This window comes from Pseudoalteromonas luteoviolacea (assembly GCF_021654285.1).
Taxonomy (GTDB): domain Bacteria; phylum Pseudomonadota; class Gammaproteobacteria; order Enterobacterales; family Alteromonadaceae; genus Pseudoalteromonas; species Pseudoalteromonas luteoviolacea_J.
This window is the reverse complement of record NZ_JAKFZS010000011.1, coordinates 1-22,935: the sequence shown is the minus strand read 5'-3', so window position 1 is coordinate 22,935 and position 22,935 is coordinate 1. Positions and strand designations below refer to the sequence as shown.

Annotated in this window: 18 protein-coding genes; all 18 read left to right on the top strand. The window is 42.1% G+C overall.

From position 1 onward, the window contains the following. Positions 1-216 precede the first annotated feature (216 nt). A complete protein-coding gene (rimP, locus tag L1077_RS12040; protein ID WP_237137068.1) occupies positions 217-672 on the top strand; it encodes a ribosome maturation factor RimP in 456 nt (151 codons plus the stop codon). A 39-nt stretch (positions 673-711) separates the two neighbouring features. After that, positions 712-2,211 (top strand): transcription termination factor NusA, encoded by a 1,500-nt coding sequence (gene nusA / locus L1077_RS12035; RefSeq protein ID WP_063361757.1) that lies wholly within the window; start codon positions 712-714, stop codon positions 2,209-2,211. A gap of 26 nt (positions 2,212-2,237) precedes the next feature. Beyond that, positions 2,238-4,916 carry a translation initiation factor IF-2 gene (gene infB, locus L1077_RS12030; RefSeq protein ID WP_237137067.1) on the top strand — a complete coding sequence of 893 codons (2,679 nt, stop codon included), beginning with the start codon at positions 2,238-2,240 and terminating at the stop codon, positions 4,914-4,916. A gap of 106 nt (positions 4,917-5,022) precedes the next feature. After that, complete coding sequence (gene rbfA, locus L1077_RS12025) at positions 5,023-5,427, top strand: 30S ribosome-binding factor RbfA (protein ID WP_046356591.1); 405 nt, start codon at positions 5,023-5,025, stop codon at positions 5,425-5,427. Beyond that, positions 5,427-6,362 carry a tRNA pseudouridine(55) synthase TruB gene (gene truB, locus L1077_RS12020; protein ID WP_237137066.1) on the top strand — a complete coding sequence of 312 codons (936 nt, stop codon included), beginning with the start codon at positions 5,427-5,429 and terminating at the stop codon, positions 6,360-6,362. Before rbfA ends, truB begins: the two co-directional genes overlap by 1 nt. 103 nt (positions 6,363-6,465) lie before the next feature. Continuing rightward, a complete protein-coding gene (rpsO, locus tag L1077_RS12015; RefSeq protein ID WP_036975065.1) occupies positions 6,466-6,735 on the top strand; it encodes a 30S ribosomal protein S15 in 270 nt (89 codons plus the stop codon). A 244-nt stretch (positions 6,736-6,979) separates the two neighbouring features. Beyond that, the gene (pnp, locus tag L1077_RS12010) at positions 6,980-9,109 is read left to right on the top strand and encodes a polyribonucleotide nucleotidyltransferase (RefSeq protein WP_237137065.1); all 2,130 of its coding nucleotides are present in this window, start codon (positions 6,980-6,982) and stop codon (positions 9,107-9,109) included. A 106-nt stretch (positions 9,110-9,215) separates the two neighbouring features. Next, positions 9,216-10,109 (top strand): lipoprotein NlpI, encoded by an 894-nt coding sequence (gene nlpI / locus L1077_RS12005; RefSeq protein ID WP_237137064.1) that lies wholly within the window; start codon positions 9,216-9,218, stop codon positions 10,107-10,109. Continuing rightward, entirely contained in the window at positions 10,110-11,282 is a 1,173-nt protein-coding gene (locus tag L1077_RS12000; RefSeq protein WP_237137063.1) for a hypothetical protein, read from the top strand. A 238-nt stretch (positions 11,283-11,520) separates the two neighbouring features. Beyond that, positions 11,521-14,313: a monovalent cation/H+ antiporter subunit A gene (locus tag L1077_RS11995; RefSeq protein WP_046356587.1), complete on the top strand. Its 2,793-nt coding sequence runs from the start codon at positions 11,521-11,523 to the stop codon at positions 14,311-14,313. Next, a complete protein-coding gene (locus L1077_RS11990; RefSeq protein ID WP_046356586.1) occupies positions 14,313-14,684 on the top strand; it encodes a Na+/H+ antiporter subunit C in 372 nt (123 codons plus the stop codon). Before L1077_RS11995 ends, L1077_RS11990 begins: the two co-directional genes overlap by 1 nt. Next, a complete protein-coding gene (locus L1077_RS11985; RefSeq protein WP_063361749.1) occupies positions 14,681-16,192 on the top strand; it encodes a monovalent cation/H+ antiporter subunit D in 1,512 nt (503 codons plus the stop codon). Before L1077_RS11990 ends, L1077_RS11985 begins: the two co-directional genes overlap by 4 nt. Next, on the top strand, positions 16,193-16,729 hold the full coding sequence (locus L1077_RS11980) for a Na+/H+ antiporter subunit E (protein ID WP_063361748.1): 537 nt from the start codon (positions 16,193-16,195) through the stop codon (positions 16,727-16,729). Next, positions 16,723-16,992, top strand: coding sequence for a K+/H+ antiporter subunit F (locus L1077_RS11975; RefSeq protein ID WP_023397675.1), 270 nt, complete (start codon positions 16,723-16,725; stop codon positions 16,990-16,992). Before L1077_RS11980 ends, L1077_RS11975 begins: the two co-directional genes overlap by 7 nt. A gap of 12 nt (positions 16,993-17,004) precedes the next feature. Then, a complete protein-coding gene (locus L1077_RS11970) occupies positions 17,005-17,331 on the top strand; it encodes a Na+/H+ antiporter subunit G (protein WP_269199996.1) in 327 nt (108 codons plus the stop codon). A gap of 321 nt (positions 17,332-17,652) precedes the next feature. Beyond that, positions 17,653-19,713, top strand: coding sequence for a methyl-accepting chemotaxis protein (locus L1077_RS11965; protein ID WP_237137062.1), 2,061 nt, complete (start codon positions 17,653-17,655; stop codon positions 19,711-19,713). Positions 19,714-19,849: 136 nt separating this feature from the next. After that, positions 19,850-21,787, top strand: a complete 1,938-nt coding sequence (locus tag L1077_RS11960) for a DNA topoisomerase III (RefSeq protein WP_237137061.1) — start codon at positions 19,850-19,852, stop codon at positions 21,785-21,787. A gap of 76 nt (positions 21,788-21,863) precedes the next feature. Further along, positions 21,864-22,721 carry a tetratricopeptide repeat protein gene (locus L1077_RS11955; protein ID WP_237137060.1) on the top strand — a complete coding sequence of 286 codons (858 nt, stop codon included), beginning with the start codon at positions 21,864-21,866 and terminating at the stop codon, positions 22,719-22,721. The last annotated feature ends 214 nt before the right edge of the window (positions 22,722-22,935 follow it).

Sequence of the window (22,935 nt, the reverse complement as noted above, 5' to 3'; positions counted from 1 at the left end):
AATGCGCGTTTTGCGTTTAAGCGCAAGCTTAATTTAGGCTGGTACAGTCCGCAACCAAGCACGGCCTTTGGCCACACAGTTTGTTTTTGGTGTGACGCCCCGCTTGGTTCGGGGCGTTGTTGTGTCTGGTGCTAGATATTAGCAAAGTAGGCCCAAGAACATGCAGCTGAATTGATGGGGCCATGAGCCCTTTTTTTGTTTGTATGGAGGTAATTTGTGTCAAAACTCGAGCAAGATTTAACCGCAATGCTAGAACCCGCTGTTGAGGCGTGCGGTTTTGAGCTACTCGGTCTAGAGTTTGTGCAAGCTGGTCGTCATTCTACACTTAGAGTGTACATTGAACATGAGAATGGCATTAATGTTGACGATTGTGCAGAAGTAAGTCGCCAAATTAGTGCGATTATGGATGTAGAAGATCCCATTACAAATGAATATAACTTAGAAGTGTCTTCACCGGGTGTGGATAGACCATTATTCAAACAAGCTCATTATGAGGACGCGCAAGGTGAAGAGGTGCGTTTGCGCACTAAACTTCCACAAGATGGTCGTCGCAACTTTAAAGGCGACCTAGTAGCAGTTAAAGGCGATATGATTACGCTAACTGTCGACGGACACGAGCATCACATTATGCTTAGTAACGTCGAGAGAGCTAATATTATCGCCAAATTTTAAGATTAAGTGCGAAGGACCAGGGCAAGCGAGGCAAAACCTATGGCAAAAGAGATCTTGTTGGTTGCAGAAGCTGTATCCAACGAAAAAGCAGTCCCAAGAGAGAAAATTTTTGAGGCGTTAGAGTTCGCACTGGCGACTGCAACAAAGAAAAAACATGACGGTGAAATTGAAGTACGCGTTTCTATTGATAGGAAAACGGGTGAATACGATACGTTCCGTCGCTGGCAGGTTGCAGAGCCGCTAGAAGATGGTTCATTAGAAAATCCATATTCTGAAATTACCATCGAAGCTGCACAAGTAGAAGAGCCAGAGTTACAACTGGGTGACTATGTTGAAGAGCAAATTGAGTCTATTCAGTTTGACCGCATTACAACTCAAATGGCAAAGCAAGTTATCGTACAGAAAGTACGTGAAGCTGAGCGTGCACTCGTCGTTGATGCATATAAAGATCAAAAAGGTGAACTTGTTACGGGCGTAGTTAAAAAAGCGTCTCGTGATACAGTTGTGATTGATCTGGGTAACAATGCTGAAGCGGTTATTTATCGTGAAGATATGCTGCCACGTGAAAGCTTCCGTCCAGGTGACCGTGTTCGTGGTCTATTGTATGAAGTGAAGCCTGAAGCGCGCGGCGCGCAATTATTTGTGACTCGCTCTAAGCCAGAGATGCTGATGGAATTATTCCGCATTGAGGTACCAGAGATTGGTGAAGAGATGATCGAGCTCAAAGGTGCAGCTCGTGATCCTGGTTCACGTGCAAAAATTGCGGTTAAATCAAATGACAAGCGTATCGACCCAGTAGGCGCATGTGTAGGTATGCGTGGTGCACGTGTACAAGCAGTGTCTACAGAGCTAGGCGGAGAGCGCGTTGATATAGTACTATATGACGACAATCCAGCTCAGTTCGTAATTAATGCAATGGCTCCAGCAGAAGTTGCATCAATTGTGATGGATGAAGATACACGTACAATGGAAATCGCTGTTGAAGCAGATAATCTTGCACAAGCGATTGGTCGTAACGGGCAAAACGTTCGACTTGCTAGCCAGTTAACTGGTTGGGAACTGAACGTAATGACAGTTGAAGATATGGAGCGTAAAAACGCTGAAGAATCTGATAAACTGATAAGCCTATTTACTGATAACCTAGATATTGATGATGACTTTGCAGAGTTTTTAATCAACGAAGGTTTCTCTACGCTTGAAGAAGTGGCATATGTGCCAGTAGCTGAGTTCCTTGAAATTCAGGGGCTAGACGAAGACACAGTTGAAGAGTTACGTAAACGTGCAAAAGATGCTTTAACAACGAAAGCACTTCGTGATGAAGAGTCTTTAGAAGGTGCTGAACCTGCTCAAGACCTACTAGACTTAGAAGGTTTAGATCGTCACTTAGCATTTGTGATGGCGAGCAAAGGCGTTATCACCCTAGAAGATTTAGCAGAACAGGGTATCGACGAATTAGTTGAGATCACTGAATTATCTGAACAGCAAGCGGGCGACTTTATTATGGCTGCACGTAATATTTGCTGGTTTAGTGAAGAGTAGTTTATTAACGGGAGGTAACGCATAGCATGGCAGAAGTGAGCATAGAAAAACTAGCCGAGAACATTGGTACAACTGTCGATAAATTACTACAGCAGTTAACAGATGCAGGGATCACCAAAGCCAAAGGCGATCAGGTAAGTGAATCTGAAAAAGCCAAGTTACTTGACCACTTGAGTAAGCAACATGGTGGCACAGGTTCAGATGGTCCTGAGCGCATGACTCTTCAGCGTAAAAGCAAGAGTACATTAAGTGTTACTGGTTCTACTGGTAAAGCTAAATCGGTTCAGGTAGAAGTACGTAAAAAGCGCACTTACGTTAAAAAGAGCGCAATCGAGCAGCAAAAAGAGCAAGAACGCTTAGCTGCAGAGGAAGCTGCGCGCAAAGAAGCAGAATTGAAAGCTCAACAAGAAGCTGAGCAACAAGCGAAAGAAGAAGCTGAACGCAACGCCCAACAGGAGGCAGAGCGAAAAGCCAAAGAGGAAGCTGAGCGCAAAGCTAAAGAAGAAGCCAAACGTAAAGCAGAAGCAGAACGTCAAGCGAAAGAACAGCAGAGTAAAGAAGTGGATAGCGCCCAACAAGAGCAAGAGAAAATCGAAGCAGAACGTCTTCGTACAGAAGCAGAAGCAGCAGCTGTGAAAAAGGCTGAAGAAGAAGCAAAACGTCAAGCAGAAGAAGCTCGTCGTCTAGCGGAAGAGAATGAAGCACGTTGGAAAGCTGAAGAAGAAGAGCGCAAAAAACGCGAAGCTTCTGCAGATCACCATATGACGACTTCTACATATGCACGTGAAGCAGAAGACGAATCTGACGCACGTGAAGAGAAAAGTGCACGTCGTAAGAAAAAGAAAAAGCCACAGGCGAAAGGCGATTCTAACGCACAGTCACGTGGTAGAAAAGGTAAGCTAAAAGCGCCTACTTCTCTACAGCACGGTTTCCAAAAGCCAGCGGCAGAAGTTAAACAAGAAGTTCGCATTAGTGAAACAATTACAGTATCTGAGCTTGCATCACGCATGGCTGTGAAAGGTGCTGAGGTTGTAAAAACACTGATGAAGCTTGGTGAAATGGTAACGATTAACCAAGTGATTGACCAAGAAACTGCACAGTATGTTGCAGAGGAAATGGGTCATAAAGTTGTTCTTGTTAAAGAGAATGAACTTGAAGAGAAAGTATTAAACGATCGCAGTGACAACGAGAGTGTTGGTCCACGTGCACCGGTTGTTACTGTTATGGGTCACGTTGACCACGGTAAGACGTCAACGCTAGACTATATTCGTAAAGCGAAAGTAGCAGACGGCGAAGCTGGTGGTATCACTCAGCACATTGGTGCATACCATGTTGAAACTGATGGTAACATGATCACGTTCCTAGATACTCCGGGTCACGCGGCGTTTACATCAATGCGTGCACGTGGTGCAAAAGCAACGGATATCGTTGTTCTAGTTGTAGCTGCTGATGATGGTGTAATGCCTCAGACTAAAGAAGCTGTGCAGCACGCAAAAGCTGCTGAAGTACCGCTTATCATCGCTGTAAACAAAATGGATAAAGAGGGCATCGACCCAGATCGCGTTAAAAACGAGCTTGCTCAATTGGATGTTATTCCAGAAGAGTGGGGTGGTGACACGCAGTTTGTTCATATCTCAGCGAAAACAGGTCTAGGTATTGACGACTTACTTGAAGCTATCTTGATGCAAGCTGAGCTATTAGAGCTTACAGCGCCTCAAGAAGGTATGGCACAAGGTGTTGTTATCGAATCTCGTCTAGACAAAGGTCGTGGTCCAGTTGCAACTGTACTTGTGCAAGGCGGTACGCTGGAGCAAGGTAACATTGTACTTTGTGGCCTTGAGTACGGTCGTGTTCGTGCGATGAGAGACGAAAACGGTAAAGAAATTTCACAAGCTGGTCCTTCAATTCCTGTAGAGATTTTAGGTCTTTCAGGTGTACCTGCGGCAGGTGATGAAGCAACGGTTGTTAAAGACGAGCGTAAAGCACGTGAAGTTGCTCTATATCGTCAAGGTAAGTTCCGTGAAGTGAAGCTTGCACGTCAGCAGAAAGCGAAGCTTGAAAACATGTTCACTAACATGACTGATGGCGATATTTCTGAAGTTAACGTTGTACTTAAAGCAGACGTTCAAGGTTCAATCGAAGCAATTTCTGATTCACTAACTAAGCTGTCTACAGACGAAGTTAAAGTGAAGATTGTAGGTAGTGGTGTAGGTGGTATCACTGAAACTGATGCAACACTTGCTGCGGCTTCAAATGCTATCATCGTTGGTTTCAACGTCCGTGCGGATGCATCAGCACGTAAAGTGATTGAAGCTGAAAACCTTGACCTTCGTTACTACAGTGTTATTTACGACCTGATCGAAGAAGTGAAACAAGCAATGGCTGGTATGCTTGCGCCTGAGTTCAAACAAGAGATCATTGGTCTTGCTGAAGTACGTGACGTGTTCAAGTCGCCTAAGATTGGTGCTGTTGCTGGTTGTATGGTAACTGAAGGTATCGTTAAGCGTAGCGCTCCAATTCGTGTACTACGTGAAAACGTGGTTATCTACGAAGGTGAACTTGAGTCACTTCGTCGCTTTAAAGATGATGTACAAGAAGTTCGTAACGGTATGGAATGTGGTATCGGCGTTAAGAACTACAACGACGTTAAAGTTGGCGATCAAATTGAGGTATTCGAAACTGTTGAAGTACAGCGTTCACTGTAATTCTCACAGGGTCTAAACCTTGAAATGGGGGCATTCGCCCCCATTTGTGTTTGTGTTTTTTGGATTTTTATAACATAAAAATCAATAGTTTATATAAGTGGTGACAATGAGAGAATTTTCTCGTACGGATCGCGTTGCACAGCAAATTCAAAAAGAAATTGCGGTAATCTTGCAACGAGAAATTAAAGATCCAAGATTAGGTATGGTGACTGTATCAGCAGTTGAAGTATCTCGCGATTTATCCTACGCAAAAATCTTTGTAACTGTTTTAAACAGTAAAAGCGATGAGGATACAAAGCAAAACCTAGCAATTCTGAATGATGCAACGGGCTATATCCGTTCATTGCTTGGCAAGCGTATCCGCGCGCGCATTATGCCAGAGTTACGATTTGTACTTGATAACTCACTGATGGAAGGTATGCGTATTTCTAACTTGGTTGATGAAGTGATCCGCACTGATAAAGAAAAGCGTGGTGAAGATACGGATTCAGTTGAAGGTGGTGAAGAGTAATGGCCCGTCGTAGTAAAGGTCGCCCAGTTGATGGCATTGTACTTTTACACAAGCCACAAGGGATCTCATCTAACAAAGCTTTGCAACAGGCTAAAGGTATTTACTTTGCACAAAAAGCGGGTCACACTGGTGCGCTAGATCCGCTTGCAACAGGTATGCTGCCAATCTGTTTTGGTGAAGCTACAAAGTTTACGCAGTTTCTATTGGATACTGATAAAACTTATGTTGTACGTGCACAGTTAGGTGAACGTACAACGACGTCAGACTCGGATGGTGAAATCGTTGAGACACGCCCTGTGGAAATTACGCAACCGCAATTAGAGCAGGAAGTTGCTAGTTTTTTAGGTGAGTCTGATCAATACCCTTCGATGTATTCTGCGCTTAAATATCAAGGCCAACCATTATATAAGTATGCACGTGAAGGCATTGAAGTGCCGCGTAAATGCAGAAAAATAAACGTATATAGCATCACGCTTGATGAATACGATGGCGACAATCAACAGATCCAGATGACCGTGCACGTTTCAAAGGGTACCTATATTCGCACTATTGTTGACGACCTGGGTGAAAAGCTTGGCTGTGGTGCACATGTGATCATGCTTCATCGCAGTGGCGTTGGTCACTACCCAGCAGAAAAGATGATCACCATTGAAGCGTTAGAAGAAAAGTTGCAACAAGCTAAAGTCGATGGTGTGGAGCCATCAACATATATTGATGAGCTACTTCTTCCGATGGATACTGCTCTGGTTGACTTACCGACGATCACTTTAACCAAAGAGCAAGGCGTTGCTTTTAGCCATGGGCAAACTGTGGTGGTGGGTGAAGTACCTGAAGGCGTTATAAAGGTGATGGCTGAAGATACGTTTATCGGTATTGGCGAACGTAACAAGCATGGCCATCTAAAAGCAAAAAGAGCACTATCTAGCGCACAATAGCTTTGTCAGCGGCATCAATTACTGATACAATGCCGCCGCTTTGTCGCTTTGGCTGAATTAGTGATCGGCTGAAGCATTAAATTTATTTAAATTGGAGTTTATTATGTCACTAAGCAACAAAGAAAAAGCAGAAATCGTAGCAAAATTCGCACGCGCAGAAGGCGACACTGGTTCTCCAGAAGTTCAAGTTGCACTTCTAACTGCTGATATCAACAAACTACAAGGCCACTTTGCTGACCACAAACACGACTTCCACTCTCGTCGTGGTCTACTACGTAAAGTTAGCCAACGTCGTAACCTTCTTGACTACCTTAAAGGTAAGAACGTTGAACGTTACGCTGCGTTGATCAAAGAGCTTGGCCTACGTCGCTAAGAATTTGATGAATTGTTGGATTTTTATCCGACAATAAAAAAGGGGCGAATTCGCCCCTTTTTTTGTGCGTGTACTAGCAGTATACTTACCCTCGCTCATGCATAGTGCTGAGCAAGCGCCGATACTTCTGCCAATTGTAGTGCTTAAGTAGAACTATATGAGTAGCCAGTAATTTTGGTTGTTCTATTTAAGACTGTAATTGGTTGTTGTTGGCGTTTTAATATATTTTTTAAGGAATATTTTTGTGCAAGCAATAATTAAAGAATTCCAGTTAGGTCAACATACAGTGACTCTGGAAACAGGTGCAATCGCACGTCAGGCTGACGGTGCGGTTTTGGCAAGCATCGGTGACACATCAGTACTAGTGACTGTTGTTGGTAAGCGTGAAGCAGCGCCTGGTCAGGACTTTTTCCCTCTTACGGTTAACTACCAAGAAAAAATGTACGCAGCTGGCCGTATCCCAGGTGGCTTCTTGAAGCGTGAAGGTCGTCCTTCTGATTCAGAAACACTAACAGCGCGCCTAATTGACCGTCCAATTCGTCCACTATTCCCAGATGGCTTCGTGAACGAAGTTCAAGTTATCGCGACAGTTGTTTCTTCAGATCCTGAAGTTCAGCCTGATATGGTCGCGTTGATCGGTACTTCTGCAGCACTTGCTATTTCGGGCGTGCCATTCAATGGTCCTATTGGTGCAGCACGTGTTGGTTACATCAATGGTCAATACGTACTTAACCCAACTGTAACAGAGTTAGCTGAAAGTAAGCTAGACCTAGTGGTAGCAGGTACTGAAAATGCGGTACTGATGGTTGAGTCAGAAGCTGAAATCTTAACTGAAGAAGAGATGCTAGGTGCTGTTGTATACGGTCATGATCAGTCTCAAGCTATTATTAAAGCTATTGAAGAGTTTAAGGCTGAAGCTGGCAAACCAGCTTGGGATTGGACTGCACCCGAGAAAAACGTTGCGCTAGCAGACAAAGTAGCTGCAATTGCAGAAGAAAAAGTAGGCACGGCTTACCTTATTACTGACAAAGTAGCGCGTAAAGAGTCTCTATCTGAAGCAAAAGCAGAAGTACTTGAAAAGCTAACTGCTGAGCTTGCTGAAGGCGAAGAGCTAGACGAGCAAGAAGTTGGTAAGCTATTCAGCTCTCTAGAGAAGAAAATTGTTCGTGGTCGTATCATTGCAGGTGAGAAACGTATCGATGGTCGTGAACCAGATATGGTTCGTGCACTTGACGTAATGACTGGTGTACTTCCACGTACACACGGCTCATCAATCTTCACACGTGGTGAAACTCAGGCATTAGTTACTGCTACTTTAGGTACTGAGCGTGACGCACAGATGATGGATGACCTAGTTGGTACTCACAAGCACCACTTCATGCTTCATTACAACTTCCCTCCATTCTGTGTAGGTGAAACTGGTTTCATCGGTTCTCCAAAGCGTCGTGAAATCGGCCACGGTAACCTTGCAAAGCGTGGTGTTCAAGCTGTAATGCCAAGCTTAGAAGAATTCCCTTACTCAGTGCGTGTTGTTTCTGAAATCACTGAGTCAAATGGTTCATCTTCAATGGCATCTGTATGTGGTACTTCTTTGGCTCTGATGGACGCAGGTGTACCTGTTAAGGCTTCTGTTGCTGGTATCGCAATGGGTCTAGTTAAAGAAGGCGAAGAGTTCGTTGTTCTTTCTGATATCTTAGGTGATGAAGACCACCTAGGTGACATGGACTTTAAAGTAGCAGGTAGCAGCGCTGGTGTAACTGCACTTCAGATGGATATCAAGATTGAAGGTATCACGAAAGAAATCATGCAGATCGCACTTAAACAAGCTAAAGCGGCCCGTATGCATATCCTTAGCGTAATGGACCAAGCAATTGCTGCACCTTCACAAGAGCTATCTGAATTCGCTCCGCGTATTTACACGATGAACATTCCACCGAAGAAGATTGCAGACGTAATCGGTAAAGGTGGTGCAACAATTCGTCAGCTAACAGAAGAAACTGACACAACTATCGAAATCGAAGATGACGGTACTGTTAAGATTGCTGCAACTAATGGTAACAGTGCTAAAGAAGCGATTGCACGTATTGAAGCACTGACAGCTGAGCTAGAAGTTGGCACTATCTACAATGGTAAAGTAAACCGTATCGTTGACTTTGGTGCGTTTGTAAATGTACTACCAGGTAAAGATGGCCTTGTACACATTTCTCAAATCAGCAAAGAGCGTGTAAATAACGTATCTGACCACCTGAAGGTAGGCCAAGAAGTTAAAGTTAAAGTACTAGAAGTAGATCGCCAAGGCCGTGTACGTCTAAGTATTAAAGAAGCGCTAGAGCCGTCGGAGCCTGCTGCAGAGCAAGCACCAAAAGGTGAGTAATTTTATGTAAAGAAACAATAAGTTTCGTTAAAAGGGGCTGAATGGCCCCTTTTTTTGTGCTTTAATGGCTGACACTATAATTATCTGGCCCAAAGAGGGATATACCTTGAGATTTTTACTATTACCTTTACTTGGATTGAGCTTATTGGGCTGCCAAAGCACTCAGCAGGCGAATGTTGAAGATAAACTGCAACCACTGCTACCAATCCCTTTCACCGAGCCAATGCAACCTAACCCTCGCGCTCAAATTGAAGTTGCCCGCTATAGTGAATTATTAAATAGTGCTGAGCTTACTCGTAATCAAAGAGCGGAGTTATACCACATACGCGGTAAGTTATATGACAGTTTGGGTTTAGCGCAATTGGCACAAATAGATTTCAATCGTGCACTGAAACTCAGACCAGATCTTGCTGAAACATATAATTTCATTGGTATACATCATACATTGCGCCAGGAGTTTAGTGAGGCTTACGAAAGCTTTGGTTCGGTGCTTGAGTTAGATGAAAGCTATGAATATGCCTATTTAAATCGCGGTATTGCGTTGTATTATGGTGGTAGAAAAGAGATAGCAGTCACTGATTTTGAGCGCTTTTTATCAAGCTCACCAGAGGATGCATACAGGATGCTCTGGCTATATATAGCACATAGTTCTGTAGACCCGATTACTGCGCAAGCGCAATTAAAAGCCAACAGTCAGCAACTCAATCACGAAGCTTGGTCAACGCAAATTGTACAGTTTTATTTAAATGAGATAAGTGAAGAGCAATTCTTAGATGGCATAGCAGTGGGTGTGAAAACTCAAAAAGAGTATGCAGAAAGACTCTGCGAAGCATATTTCTACATTGCAAAAAGGCACTTGAGTACAGGTAGTTATGTGAAAGCTGCAGAGTATTTTAGGTTAACTTTAGCAACCAATGTATACGAATTTGTCGAACATAAATATGCTAAATTAGAGCTGCGTCTTTTGCGGGAAGCATTGCTAAAAGCAAGTGCTAGCTAAGTGATGTTACGTCAGTACCTGACAGGTATTGTCTTTTTGTTGATGGCTGTTCCGAGTAGCAGCCAACATATAGCAGGCTTGGCCGAGATGAAAGGCCCTCATTTGAATATACTCGTCACCCGTGCTGCGCAAAACTTCAACCCCTCAAACTATGCTTATCTGCGACTCAAGCAAATCCCCGAGCAACTCACCGATGAGCAAGTTCAATCGCTAAGGCGCACTGGCTATCCTATTTTTGCTTTTGAATGGGCTATTAGGCTTATAGCAAACAGTCATTATGAGCAAGCGTGGCTTTTAATCGAAAAATATTGGCACCAGAGCACATCTTCAGCACGTATTCGGTTGTTAGAACTATTAGAGGAGCAAGGAGAGTATGCACTCATGATACGTATATTTGAGCACCTAGAGGTCGTAGAGCCTTATGTTTCTGTATACAGTCTTGAAGTCGGCAACTCGATAAGTACCCTGAATAAGGCCAGTGTTGATGATTTAGGGGTGTCTGTATTTGGTTGGCATACTCCAACAGTCAGTTGTAAACATTCTATTATGTTATTAGCGGAGACCTTATCTGGTATTAAGCAACTTAAACGCCTAAGTGCACAGTACAATCAAAGCCAATTATCTGAATTGCTTCCGTATTGCTTATCTGAACCTTTGTATGTTGGAGACCTGACACAGTGCTCAGGAGGAGAGTCTAACTTCATCAAATGCAATATTGATCATTTACTTCAAGAGTCATCAGTGCAACAAGCCAGACATTTAGTGATCATGACAAATAAACAAGGCTTGGCAAATGTATATAATGGTGTGATGAGGCTTCATAATAAGAGCCAATATGAGCTGTTTGTACACGAAATGATGCATTTCGCTCATTTTGAAGATGAGTATCCAGTGCCTCAAGCAAAAGCTGATTGGCTATGTAAAACATCAGGCTATAAAGCCCCCAATTTATATGTTGGTACAAGTGCCCCAAAAGGATGGTATAAGAGCGAGACTTGTAAGTTTGGGCAGCTAGCGTCGTACAAACCGCAACATATCGCATCAAAAATGCAATATCACGAAATTCACTTGTCAAACCACTATTTAGGATTATGGTTAAAGTCATTAAATAGAACTTTATCAGTGCCCAGCGATTATCAAGTTTATCTCAACGAGCTAAATGCTAAGCATTGATCTGAGTTAAATGAGCGTACCTTTTATGAACAGGATCTGAATTGTTTGTTAATCTTGTCTACAATTTAAACAGCCAGTACGTGAAACCCTAGACAAGTCAAACACTAATAAAGTATAACTGGTAGACGTTATGTGTGATAAAAATGCACGTAAAAAATAAACAGAACACGATCGCCATGACGTAATCATAACGTGCATTTAATAGTGATGAACGGCATCGAAGATATAAGGCTTCTTTATGACTTTGCTTTGGATACCATTGATATCCTTGTTAGGTAGTTTACTCTCATCGTTAACAGGTAAACTCTCTCGCAATCAGTCTACTGCAATCACCTTGATTGCACCTACTGTGGCTCTTTTATTAGCCATTGATTTAGCTCCCGCAGTGTTTGCTGGGGAAGCTGTTCGCGCAACGCTAGATTGGGTACCAATACTCGATCTTGACGTGTCTTTCCGTTTGGATGGATTGGCACTTTTATTCGTATTTATGATCTTAGGTATTGGCATATTAGTTATTTTCTATGCACGCTATTACCTGAGTGAAAATGACTCAATGCCCAAGCTTTATGCTTATCTAATGTTATTTATGACAGCCATGCTAGGCATTGTAATGTCTAACAACGTCTTGCAATTGTGGGTATTTTGGGAATTAACCAGTATAAGTTCATTTTTGCTGATAAGTTATTGGTGGCATAAATCAGAAGCGCGTAAAGGCGCAAAAATGGCGCTGGCAATTACCGGTGGCGGCGGTTTAGCATTATTGGCTGGTTTACTATTACTCGGTAATATCGTTGGAAGTTACGATTTAGACATTATTTTGGCTAGTCGTGAGCTTATCCAATCTCATGATTTATATGAAGTGGCATTAGTACTTGTCCTATTAGGCGCATTCACTAAATCCGCGCAATTCCCTTTCCATTTCTGGCTACCGCACGCTATGGCTGCGCCAACACCTGTAAGTGCTTACTTACATTCTGCAACTATGGTTAAAGCGGGTATTTTCTTACTTGCACGTTTTTACCCAGCTTTGGCGGGCACAGAAATTTGGTTCATCTTAGTGGGTTTGACAGGTCTGATAACGCTACTTGTTGGTGCGTATATCGCTTTATTTAAGCATGACTTAAAGGGTCTACTGGCATTTTCGACTATCAGTCACCTTGGTCTTATCACCCTGCTACTGGGCTTGGATACCGAGCTTGCTACTGTCGCGGCTATTTTCCATATTATTAACCATGCTACGTTCAAGGCGTCGCTCTTCATGGCGACCGGCATTATTGATCATGAAACTGGCACCCGAGACATGCGTAAACTCAATGGTATGTGGCGCTTTATGCCTTATACCGCTACATTGGCGATGGTTGCTGCTGCATCGATGGCCGGTGTTCCGCTGTTAAACGGTTTCTTGTCGAAAGAAATGTTTTTTGCAGAAACATTGCACCAGCAGTTACTGGGTTCAATGTCATGGCTTATCCCTATTTTAGCAACCATTGCTGCTGCTTTCTCTGTGGCTTATTCTGCACGATTCATTCACGATGTTTTCTTTAATGGCGATCCGGTTGATTTACCAAAAGAGCCTCATGAAGCACCGCGTTATATGCGAGTACCTATTGAGATATTGGTGGCGCTATGTTTGATTGTGGGCATGTTCCCGAATTTTATTGTCGACGGCATTTTAAGACTGGCTTCTGGCGCTGTTTTAGGTGGCGAGCCGCCTGAGTTCTACATCGCAATTTGGCACGGCTTGAACTTACCCCTGCTAATGAGTGCAATTGCTGTTTGTGGTGGTTTACTGATATATACTCAGCGCAAATACCTATTCCAATTCCAAGCATCTCTTCCACCAATTAATGCCAAAAAAGGTTTTGAGAAGACCATGCACTCTGTGGTGATCTGGAGTCAAAACAAAATTAGCGCTATTGAAAATGGCTCATTGCAGCGTTATTTAATGCTGATGCTGTTGGTTGTGCTTGTCAGCGCAGGTTGGCCTTTATTTGAGATGAGTCAATTAGTGGGTGAGAATACACTTACACCTGTTGATATTCATAATGGTATTGGCGCTGGACTATTAATGATTGGTGCGATTAGCACTGTGATTTGGCACCGCACGCGTATGGTTGCCTTGCTTATGATCTCAGTTGTAGGTTTGATGGTATCTGTTGCCTTTACGCGCTTCTCTGCACCAGATCTTGCGTTAACACAGTTAACGGTTGAAGTGGTGACCATTATTCTGTTGATGTTGGCTTTGTTCTTCTTACCGCAGAAAACACCAAAAGAGTCTAGCTCGATTAGAACGCTGAGAGACTTGGGGATCGCGTCAGCGATTGGTGTCATTATCGGCAGTATTTGTTATGCCCTGATCACACGACCTTTGACTTCTATCTCTGATTTCTTCGTTGCTAACGCGAAAACGGGCGGCGGTGGTACTAATGTCGTAAACGTTATCCTAGTTGACTTCAGGGGCTTTGATACGCTTGGTGAAATCGTTGTATTGGGGATTGCAGCTCTGGGTATATACAAACTGATTATTCATTTACCATTGTTTATGCCAGGCAGTGACTCTGAGGGTAGACCTTGGGCGAAAGAGCGCTATCCGCTTCTATTGGCTTCAATTTCTCAAAGCTTGTTACCACTCGCGTTGTTAGTGTCGTTCTACATTTTCTTGAGAGGGCATAATCTACCAGGTGGAGGCTTTATCGCAGGTCTAGTCACAGCAATAGCCTTTATTTTGCAATACATTGCACATGGCTCAAATTGGATTGCAGAGCGATTTACCTTGAACTACAGAAAGATTATCGCATCAGGTATTGCGATAGCGATGTTATCTGGTTTAGGTAGTTGGGTATTTGGACGTCCATTTTTGACTACGTGGTTTGATTATTTTGATATTCCATTGATTGGTGAGATTGAGCTTGCCAGTGCATTAGTATTTGATTTAGGTGTTTACATCACCGTTGTAGGCGCAACGCTGATGATACTAGCAAGTCTTGGTAAAGTGACTGCAAATGCACCCAAAGAAGAGGTGAATATTTAATGGAGCTTTTGTATTCTTCATGCGTGGGCCTCTTAGTGGCCTGCGGTGTATTTTTGATTTTACGTGCAAGAACGTTCCCGGTTGTCCTTGGTTTAACCATGCTCTCGTACGCAGTTAATTTGTTTTTATTTGCATCAGGACGTTTGTCTATGAACCAAGCCGCTGTGCTTGGTTACAGCGAAAGTTATGCAGATCCGCTGCCACAGGCATTAGTTTTAACAGCCATCGTAATTGGCTTTGCGATGACTGCATTTGTGGTGATTTTAGCGATCCGTGGTCGTGCTGATTTAGGTAATGATCACGTCAATGGGGTAGTACCTGATAAATCAAAAACAAATTCTCGTCAGGTGAAGGAGCAGGGTAAAGCATGAGTCAACATTTAACTTCTTTACCTGTTTTATTACCTATGTTGGCGGCAGTGCTTATGCTGATGCCGCCATGTGGAAAAAATTTAAAAATTAGGCGTTACGTCTCTGTTTTGATGGGCTTGATAACGACAGTGGTATCTGTGTCGTTGCTTGCTTATGTAAAAGTTAATGGGACGCAAGTGTACGCTATTGGTGATTGGTCAGCGCCATTTGGTATTGTGTTGGTTGCGGATCCTATCTCAACTTTACTGGTCTCGCTTACGTCGTTTTTAGGCTTAGTTTGTGCGCTTTATAGCTGTGCTGGTGATGACGAGCAAGGTAGTTTTTTCCACCCGCTTTTACACTTCTTAATTTTAGGTGTGAACGGTGCCTTCTTGACGGGAGACGCATTCAACCTATTTGTTTTCTTTGAAGTATTGTTGATTGCATCCTATTCATTGCTGATGCATGGTGGCGATAAACGCAATACCCGTGCAGCATTGCAATATGTTATTTTAAACTTGGTTGGTTCATCTGTGTTTCTAATTGCCCTTGGTATTTTATACGGTACTTTGGGTACATTAAATATGGCCGATATGGCAACACGCGTGATGGAATTACAAGGCGATGATGTATATCTGGCTAAAATAGGTGGCTTGTTGTTGCTGGTCGTATTTGCTCTAAAAGGTGCTTTATTACCGCTTCATTTGTGGTTACCAAATACTTACTCGACAGCAATGCCAGTTGTTGCTGCTTTGTTTGCTATCATGACTAAGGTTGGTGTGTATTCAATGATGCGCGTTTACACCTTAATTTTTGGTGAGCAAGCAGGAGAGTTGAGCCATATGGCACAACATTGGTTGTGGTGGCTTGCGCTGGCAACTATCGTAATGGGCGCAATCGGTGTGCTTGCAAGCCAAGATCTTCGTAAGATGGTTGCAAACTTAGTGGTAGTTTCTGTTGGCACCTTGGTGGCACTTGTCGCTGCACAAACAGTTGATAGCAGCGCCGCAGCAATCTATTACTTAGTTCATTCAACACTTGTCTCAGCAGCTTTATTCTTAATTGCTGATTTAGTGGGTAAGCAAAGGGGTAAAGTGAGCGACCGGATAACAGCGGGTCGTCCTGTAGCGCAGCCGTTGTTCCTTGGTGGTGCATTTATTTTTGCGGCAGTAACCGTCATTGGCATGCCTCCGTTGTCAGGTTTTATTGGTAAAGTTTGGATCTTAGAATCAACGTTGGAGTCAGCACACGGACATTGGTTCTGGCCAATTTACTTAATTGCTAGTCTAGCAGTATTGGTTTCCGTATCAAAAGCCGGTAGTACTGTTTTTTGGCATCACACCGGTAAAGGTGAAGCGAATACCGAAGAAAAGGCACATCCTGTGCAGATGGTTGCCGTGTTGATGTTGGTTGCGGCGTCTCCATTGATGGTTATCTTTGCAGGCCCAGTTACTGACTATGCTCAGTTTGCAGCAGTTGAACTGCACAACTTTTACGGCCTTATCCAACATGTATTAGGAGGCAAGTAAATGAGATTAGAAGCTAAATACAAATGGTTACCTACTCCGTTTAGAAGTTTGCTGTTATTTTCGGTATGGCTATTACTCAATAATACTGTTGCCCTCGGTCATGTTATTTTAGGGTTAATTTTGGCGATTGTGATCCCATTGATCACACACCCTTTTAGAACCAAGCAACCTCTGGTTGTGAGACCGTTTAGAGCGCTGAGCCACTTAATGTTGGTTTTGTATGATATCTTGACTGCAAATATTGAAGTTGCGATTAAGATTTTAGGTCCGACTAAAAAGCTGAAGCCGGGTTTTGTAAAAGTGCCACTAGATTTAAATGAGGCTATGCCTATCACAATTCTAGCGAGCACGGTATCGTTAACGCCAGGTACTGTTAGTGCTGAGGTATACCCTTGGCCAGAGACAGTTGAGGGTGAAGCACCGAATTGTCAAAAATACTTACTTATCCACGTTTTAGATTTGGATGATGAGCAAGCGTTGATCAATACCATTAAATCTCGTTATGAGGCGCCTTTGAAGGAGATCTTTGAATGTTAGACACGATCATCTTAATTGTTTTTGCCATGATTGGTTTGGCGCTACTGTTGAACTTATGGCGCTTAGTCGTTGGCCCATCAGTGCCAGACAGAATTTTGGCACTGGATACCATGTACATTAATACCATTGCGTTAATTATTCTATATGGAATGAACATGGGGACGTCGCTGTATTTTGAAGCTGCGTTGTTAATTGCTTTACTTGGCTTTGTTAGTACGGTTGCCGTGTGTAAATACCTGCTTCGTGGCGATATTATTGAATAGGAGGCCATGTAAGTGGATATTGTAATTTCAGTTTTGCTCTTAATGGGTGGGGTTTTGGTACTAGTAGGCTCAATCGGTTTGGTAAAAATGCCAGACTTTTTCATGCGCCTACATGGGCCGACTAAAGCAACCACTTTAGGCATGGCATGTTTGCTTTTTGCCGCGATGGCACATTACAGTGAATATGGTGATGGGCTTAGTTTAAAAGAGATTCTAATTTCTTTGTTTTTACTTATTACCGCGCCAATCAGTGGTTATATGTTGATTAAGTCTGCAATTCACCACCGAATTGATTCTACTGATAAGACGACTGGCAAAGACAACATAGAAGAAGATTAAACCCTTATATTAAGCTGGGTGTGTCGGCACCCAGTTTTATTTCTTACCCTATCACTTTATTCTTAAATATTTATATTCTTAATAAGCAATTAATCCAGATTAATTTATTCTTGCACATTTCAATTTAAACACTTATTGTCAATTAATCTTTAATATTTCTGTAGCATAATCAATTCTAGAAATTAAAGAACCAACTTCTAACAGTTCACTCTTCGTGCGTTTTTAGACTCACCTGTGGTTAGTCAAATTAGAATTACAAGGTCATTTATGCGACAAATCTCAATTAAATACAAACTCATGTGCTTTGTTATTACGATAATAATGGCAGTAATAGCAATGCTCGTGATAACAACATGGTTGCATTTACAAGATGAAAATAAAAAACAAAGTGAGCAAATACAATCTGTAATTCTATCGGAAATTAATAGCCGCTTGGCTGCTCAAGGAGATTATTACGCACAGAAAATTGCTGCGTTTTTAAACTCCGCATATCGTGTACCAAATACATTGGTGGGTGCATTAGAGTCGACATTAACAGCTCCTCTTGCTCGTAGTGATATTCAATCAATGCTTAAAGGTGCCTTGAAAGCAAGCCCAGATATTTCTTCTGTATATGTGCATTTTGAAGAAAATGCCTATGATCAGAAAGATGCGCATTTTACTAATGATGCTGCGCACTCGGTTTTAGGGAGTGGCGCACTTGAAATGTATTTTACTCAGGATAATGTGGGTATTACTCAACATAGCGTCATGTCCTCCTCAGCAAAATATTCAGAAGCGCTCAATCGCTATGGTATACGTGAGGCTGAATGGTATTTATGTGCAAAAGAAAGTAAATTGCCATGCATTATGGAGCCGTATCTATACGAAATTTCCAAAGGCAATGAAATGTTGATGACATCACTGACTGTGCCTATTACACAACATGGACGATTTAAGGGAATTATTGGTGTGGATGTCAACTTGCCAAGTCTACAGAGATTAGTGCAAGAACTTTCAAGTCAGCTTTATCAGGGACAAGGAAAGGTATTATTACTCAGTGAACTTGGCTTGGTTGCAGGTGCAAGTCATCATCATGATAGTTTGGGTAAACCTCTCTCTGAAATTTTAGAGGGCACACTTGCTGAGCAACTCACATCTTTGCATATGAATAAAGGCTATCAAGAAGTTGGCAGCTCCATTTTTGTTGCTAGTCCAATCAAGATTGAATTGGCAAATGCGGTCTGGTCTTTAGTTATTGAAGTCCCAAAGCAAGAGGTTTTATCTTCAGCCTTTATGATTGAGAAGCAGTTGCATCAGTCCACTGAAGACCTTGGGATCTGGATGTTGATGCTGGGAATAGTGATTGTCACTGTGGCTTTGGCTTTGAGTATCTTTTTGATCAATACGATCACTAAGCCTCTTTCATATATCCAATCTCGGGTTTCTAATCTTGCCTCCAATGAAGGGGACCTAACACATAAGCTAGATGTCACTCATCACGCAGAATTAATCTCTTTGGCGAATGGCTTTAATCTATTTACAAATAAATTAAGGCACATGATCGAGGATCTAAAAGGGCTTGCCCAGCAGTCGTATCAACAGTCATATGTTACGACAGAGGCGGCAATCAATATAAAAAATAAAGTATCAAATCAACATATTGAAATCGATAGTGTTGTGACAGCGATTAATGAGCTTAGCGCGACGGCCAATGAAGTGGCCAGAGCTTGTGAACAAGCAGCGTCTACAACAGATAAAGCTGTTGGAACAGTCAATGAATGTGAGCGCAGAATCGTTTCAACAACGAGTACGGTTGAAGGGATTGCCGATCAAGTTTCAATCGCTCAGTCTGCATTTAATAAGGTTGCTAAACGCAGTCATGATATTTCACAAATCTTGGATGTGATCAGAGCGATAGCAGAGCAAACGAACCTACTGGCATTAAATGCAGCGATAGAAGCTGCGCGAGCTGGAGAGCAGGGCAGAGGGTTTGCAGTGGTGGCAGATGAAGTACGTTCTTTAGCATCTAAAACACAAGCGTCGACCGATGACATTGCAAAATTGATTGAAAATTTACAAAGCGAAATTAAAGGGTCTGAAGAGATAATCGAACATACGGTGAACAAGGGCCGTGATGCAACACTTTTAAGCCGGGAGGCAGCAAGCACTATGAAAGGACTTGTGGCTGAACTACATACTATCTCCCATGAAGTGACTCAAATAGCAACCTCTGCTGAAGAGCAAAGTATGGTAACAGAAGAAGTTAATACAAATACGACGAGTATTGCTGATGCAGCTCGTGAGTTATCGCAGTTTGCTGATGAAGTCGAGCTGGCAGCGAGTATGATGACTCAATTGGTCGAGCAAAAACATGGGCAGTTAAATTTGCTGAAGACATAACTCCCACTAGTACGGGCTGTTTTTGATAAAAACAGCGAGTTTCTTATTTAGTAAAAGACGCAATTATATGTAGACCCTAGATTTGTTTAAATGAGTTGGCTAGAATGACTGTAATTATATACAGTAAATGAATTTTATGAAGCTCTATATCGCAGAAAAACCTTCACTTGGGCGAGCAATTGCCGATGTACTACCAAAACCGCATAAAAAGCAGGATGGGTTTATAGAGTTAGGCAATGGTGATTGCGTTACTTGGTGTATTGGCCATCTGTTAGAGCAAGCTGAACCAGAAGATTATGATGAGCGCTATAAAAAGTGGTTGATCCAAGATTTACCCATTGTGCCTTCAGAGTGGAAATTTAAAGCTAAACCAAAAACAAAAAAACAGCTATCTACTGTTAAGCGGTTAATAAAAAAGGCGAGTGTTTTAGTCCACGCAGGAGATCCAGATAGAGAAGGTCAGCTACTTGTTGATGAAGTGATCCAAGAGGCTAAACTTTCACAAGCAAAAAAATCATCAGTTGAGCGTGTACTAATAAGTGATTTAAACCCCAGTGCAGTAAAAAAAGCGCTTAACCAATCTAAATCTAACATTGAATTCATGCCTTTAAGCATCTCAGCGTTAGCTAGGGCAAGAGCAGACTGGCTGTATGGTATGAATTTGACTCGTGCATTTACCTTAGCTGGACAAAAAGCAGGTATTCAAGGTGTGCTATCAGTTGGACGAGTACAAACGCCCGTATTGGGTTTGGTTGTGCGCCGTGATGAAGAGATTGAAAACTTTGTCTCAAAACCGTTTTATGAAGTGATAGCAATACTTCAAAAGCAGACTGGTGAGCAGTTTGAAGCTAAGTGGATCCCCAGTGAGGCATGTTTACCTTACATGGATGAAGAAAAGCGGGTGTTATTGAAATCACTGGCAGAGAATGTAGCGAGTAGAATAAAAGATAAACCGGCAAACTTAACTGAACTCGAGCAAATACCAAAAAAGCAAAATCCGCCGTTACCATATAACTTATCAGCTTTGCAAATCGATGCAAATAAGCGGTTTGCTATGTCAGCCAAGCAAGTATTAGACATCTGCCAATCCTTATATGAAAAGCATAAATTAATTACTTACCCTAGATCAGATAATAGATACTTACCTAAAGATCATTACAGTGAGCGCAATGACATATTAGCTGCAATGCTGAACAACAAAGGTGAAAAAGAGTCGCATATCAACAATGCGGACTTAAGCTTAAAAAGTAAATGTTGGAATGATAAAAAAGTAGAAGCTCACCATGCAATTATACCAACAAAGAAACAACTAAAAACAGCCCAGCTGGGTCATCATGAGCAGCAAGTTTATGGATTGATCTGTAGGCAGTATTTAGCACAGTTTTACCCTGCTTACTTATATTCTCAAACTAAAGCGCATATACAGATCTCTGGTGGTAAGTTTATAGCCAAAGCAGATACAGTGATCGATATGGGCTTTAAGGTTTTGTATCAATCAAATAAAAAAGAGCCAGAGGATAAAAAGCAACTACCGATGCTTGAAGTTGGTGAGCCATTACACTGCACAGATGGTGTAGTAATTGAAAAACATACACAACCCCCAAACTTTTATACAGAGGCGACATTATTAAGTGCCATGACGGGTATTGCTCGTTATGTAAAAGACAGTGATATTAAAAAAGTGCTGAAGGAAACAGATGGTTTAGGAACCGAAGCTACACGTGCAGGTATCATAGAGCTTCTTTTTAAAAGGAACTTTTTAAATAGAGAAGGGAAGTCTATAAAGTCTACAGAGCTAGGACGGGGGCTTATTAACACAATCCCCAATAACCTATCACTGCCTGATAGAACAGCGCTGTGGGAATCGCAATTAACAAACATTGCACAAAAAACGGCTTCGTATAATCAGTTTATGTTACCGCTGCAAAATGAGCTATCGGAACTCGTGGGGCTATCTCAAACAATTAATACAGACGCATTAAAAGGGATCTCAACAACAAGTGCTTTCAAAAAGAAAGGCAGCTACCGTAAAACCCGTCGTAAGTCAGCATATACGAAAGGAAAAAGTAAATAGTTAGTGATAATTACCTTGTAAAGTAAAAACAAGACACTATATAGCTATTAGAATCTAAATTAAGAATGCCTTATTTATGGAAAACAAAATTACATTAACGCCTGAAAATATCCAACAGGTACTATCATCTTCCTCTGCAGATCATCTTGTCTTATTGAGCTTCTATAGTGCTCAGCACCCTGATTGCGTGGCTCAAGCTGCTATATTAGATGAATTAGCAACACAGTATAAAAGTAGCATTACCATTGCGACATTGGATTGTGATCTTCAGCAGGCGTTAGCAGGGCAGTTAGCGCAGCAAGTTGGTTTACAAGCCCTACCTACTATAGTTGTTTTAAAGGCAGGTTCGCCTGTAGATGTGTTGGCTGGCGCTAAGACAAAGGAAGAAATTACGAAAGTACTTACCGAGCACTTACCTTCGCCAGAGTTGATTTTGCTAGATCAAGCAAAACAATCTTTAACAGCAGGGGATTTAAATACTGCGTACTCACATGCTAAGCAGGCATATGATATTGCTAAAGGTAACCCTAGAGTAAATTTGGTTTTTGCAGACATTTGCATTCAAATACAAAAAACAGAGGACGCTGCAGCATTACTTGCGACGATTCCAGAAGATCAACATGACGCTTATTACAATAACTTGCAAGCTAAGCTGATCCAAGCGCAAGAGGCGCAGGAATCTCCTGAAATAAAAAGATTGACGCAAGCTGTTGAACAAAACCCTGAAGATTTAGCTTTATTATGCGAACTAGCTCAAGCACAAGTTGATGCAGGGAAAAAAGAAGATGCTTTAGACTCACTGTTTAAAGTCCTGAGCAAAGACTTAGCGTTTGGTGAAGCAAGAAAAGGCTTTTTAGATATTATTGCATCTTTACCGGAAGGTGACGCAGCAGCGGCCAGCTTCCGTAGAAAATTATATAGTCTTCTTTACTAATCTCCTTGATATGTTGGCGTGGTGAAGATCGCGCCAATAAATTTCTTGCAACTTCTCAAATATGTACAATACTTAAATTCCTTTTTCGAAAAGTCATGACATTTTGATTAAAAAATGATGACAATGCTTGTGTTTTTAAACGTTTCGGGCTGAATTTTAACCGTTTAAGTGTTTTTTAAAAGTTTTCTCAAAAAAACACTTGATCAAAGTTATG

Excerpts from the sequence above, each read along its gene's own strand:
- L1077_RS11960 (WP_237137061.1), top strand. The coding sequence starts at position 19,850 with ATGAAGCTCTATATCGCAGAAAAACCTTCACTTGGGCGAGCAATTGCC.
- L1077_RS11980 (WP_063361748.1), top strand. The coding sequence starts at position 16,193 with ATGAGATTAGAAGCTAAATACAAATGGTTACCTACTCCGTTTAGAAGT.
- truB (WP_237137066.1), top strand. The coding sequence starts at position 5,427 with ATGGCCCGTCGTAGTAAAGGTCGCCCAGTTGATGGCATTGTACTTTTA.
- nusA (WP_063361757.1), top strand. The coding sequence starts at position 712 with ATGGCAAAAGAGATCTTGTTGGTTGCAGAAGCTGTATCCAACGAAAAA.
- infB (WP_237137067.1), top strand. The coding sequence starts at position 2,238 with ATGGCAGAAGTGAGCATAGAAAAACTAGCCGAGAACATTGGTACAACT.
- L1077_RS11985 (WP_063361749.1), top strand. The coding sequence starts at position 14,681 with ATGAGTCAACATTTAACTTCTTTACCTGTTTTATTACCTATGTTGGCG.
- rpsO (WP_036975065.1), top strand. The coding sequence starts at position 6,466 with ATGTCACTAAGCAACAAAGAAAAAGCAGAAATCGTAGCAAAATTCGCA.
- L1077_RS11990 (WP_046356586.1), top strand. The coding sequence starts at position 14,313 with ATGGAGCTTTTGTATTCTTCATGCGTGGGCCTCTTAGTGGCCTGCGGT.
- L1077_RS11965 (WP_237137062.1), top strand. The coding sequence starts at position 17,653 with ATGGCAGTAATAGCAATGCTCGTGATAACAACATGGTTGCATTTACAA.
- rbfA (WP_046356591.1), top strand. The coding sequence starts at position 5,023 with ATGAGAGAATTTTCTCGTACGGATCGCGTTGCACAGCAAATTCAAAAA.
- L1077_RS11955 (WP_237137060.1), top strand. The coding sequence starts at position 21,864 with ATGGAAAACAAAATTACATTAACGCCTGAAAATATCCAACAGGTACTA.
- L1077_RS11995 (WP_046356587.1), top strand. The coding sequence starts at position 11,521 with ATGACTTTGCTTTGGATACCATTGATATCCTTGTTAGGTAGTTTACTC.
- L1077_RS11975 (WP_023397675.1), top strand. The coding sequence starts at position 16,723 with ATGTTAGACACGATCATCTTAATTGTTTTTGCCATGATTGGTTTGGCG.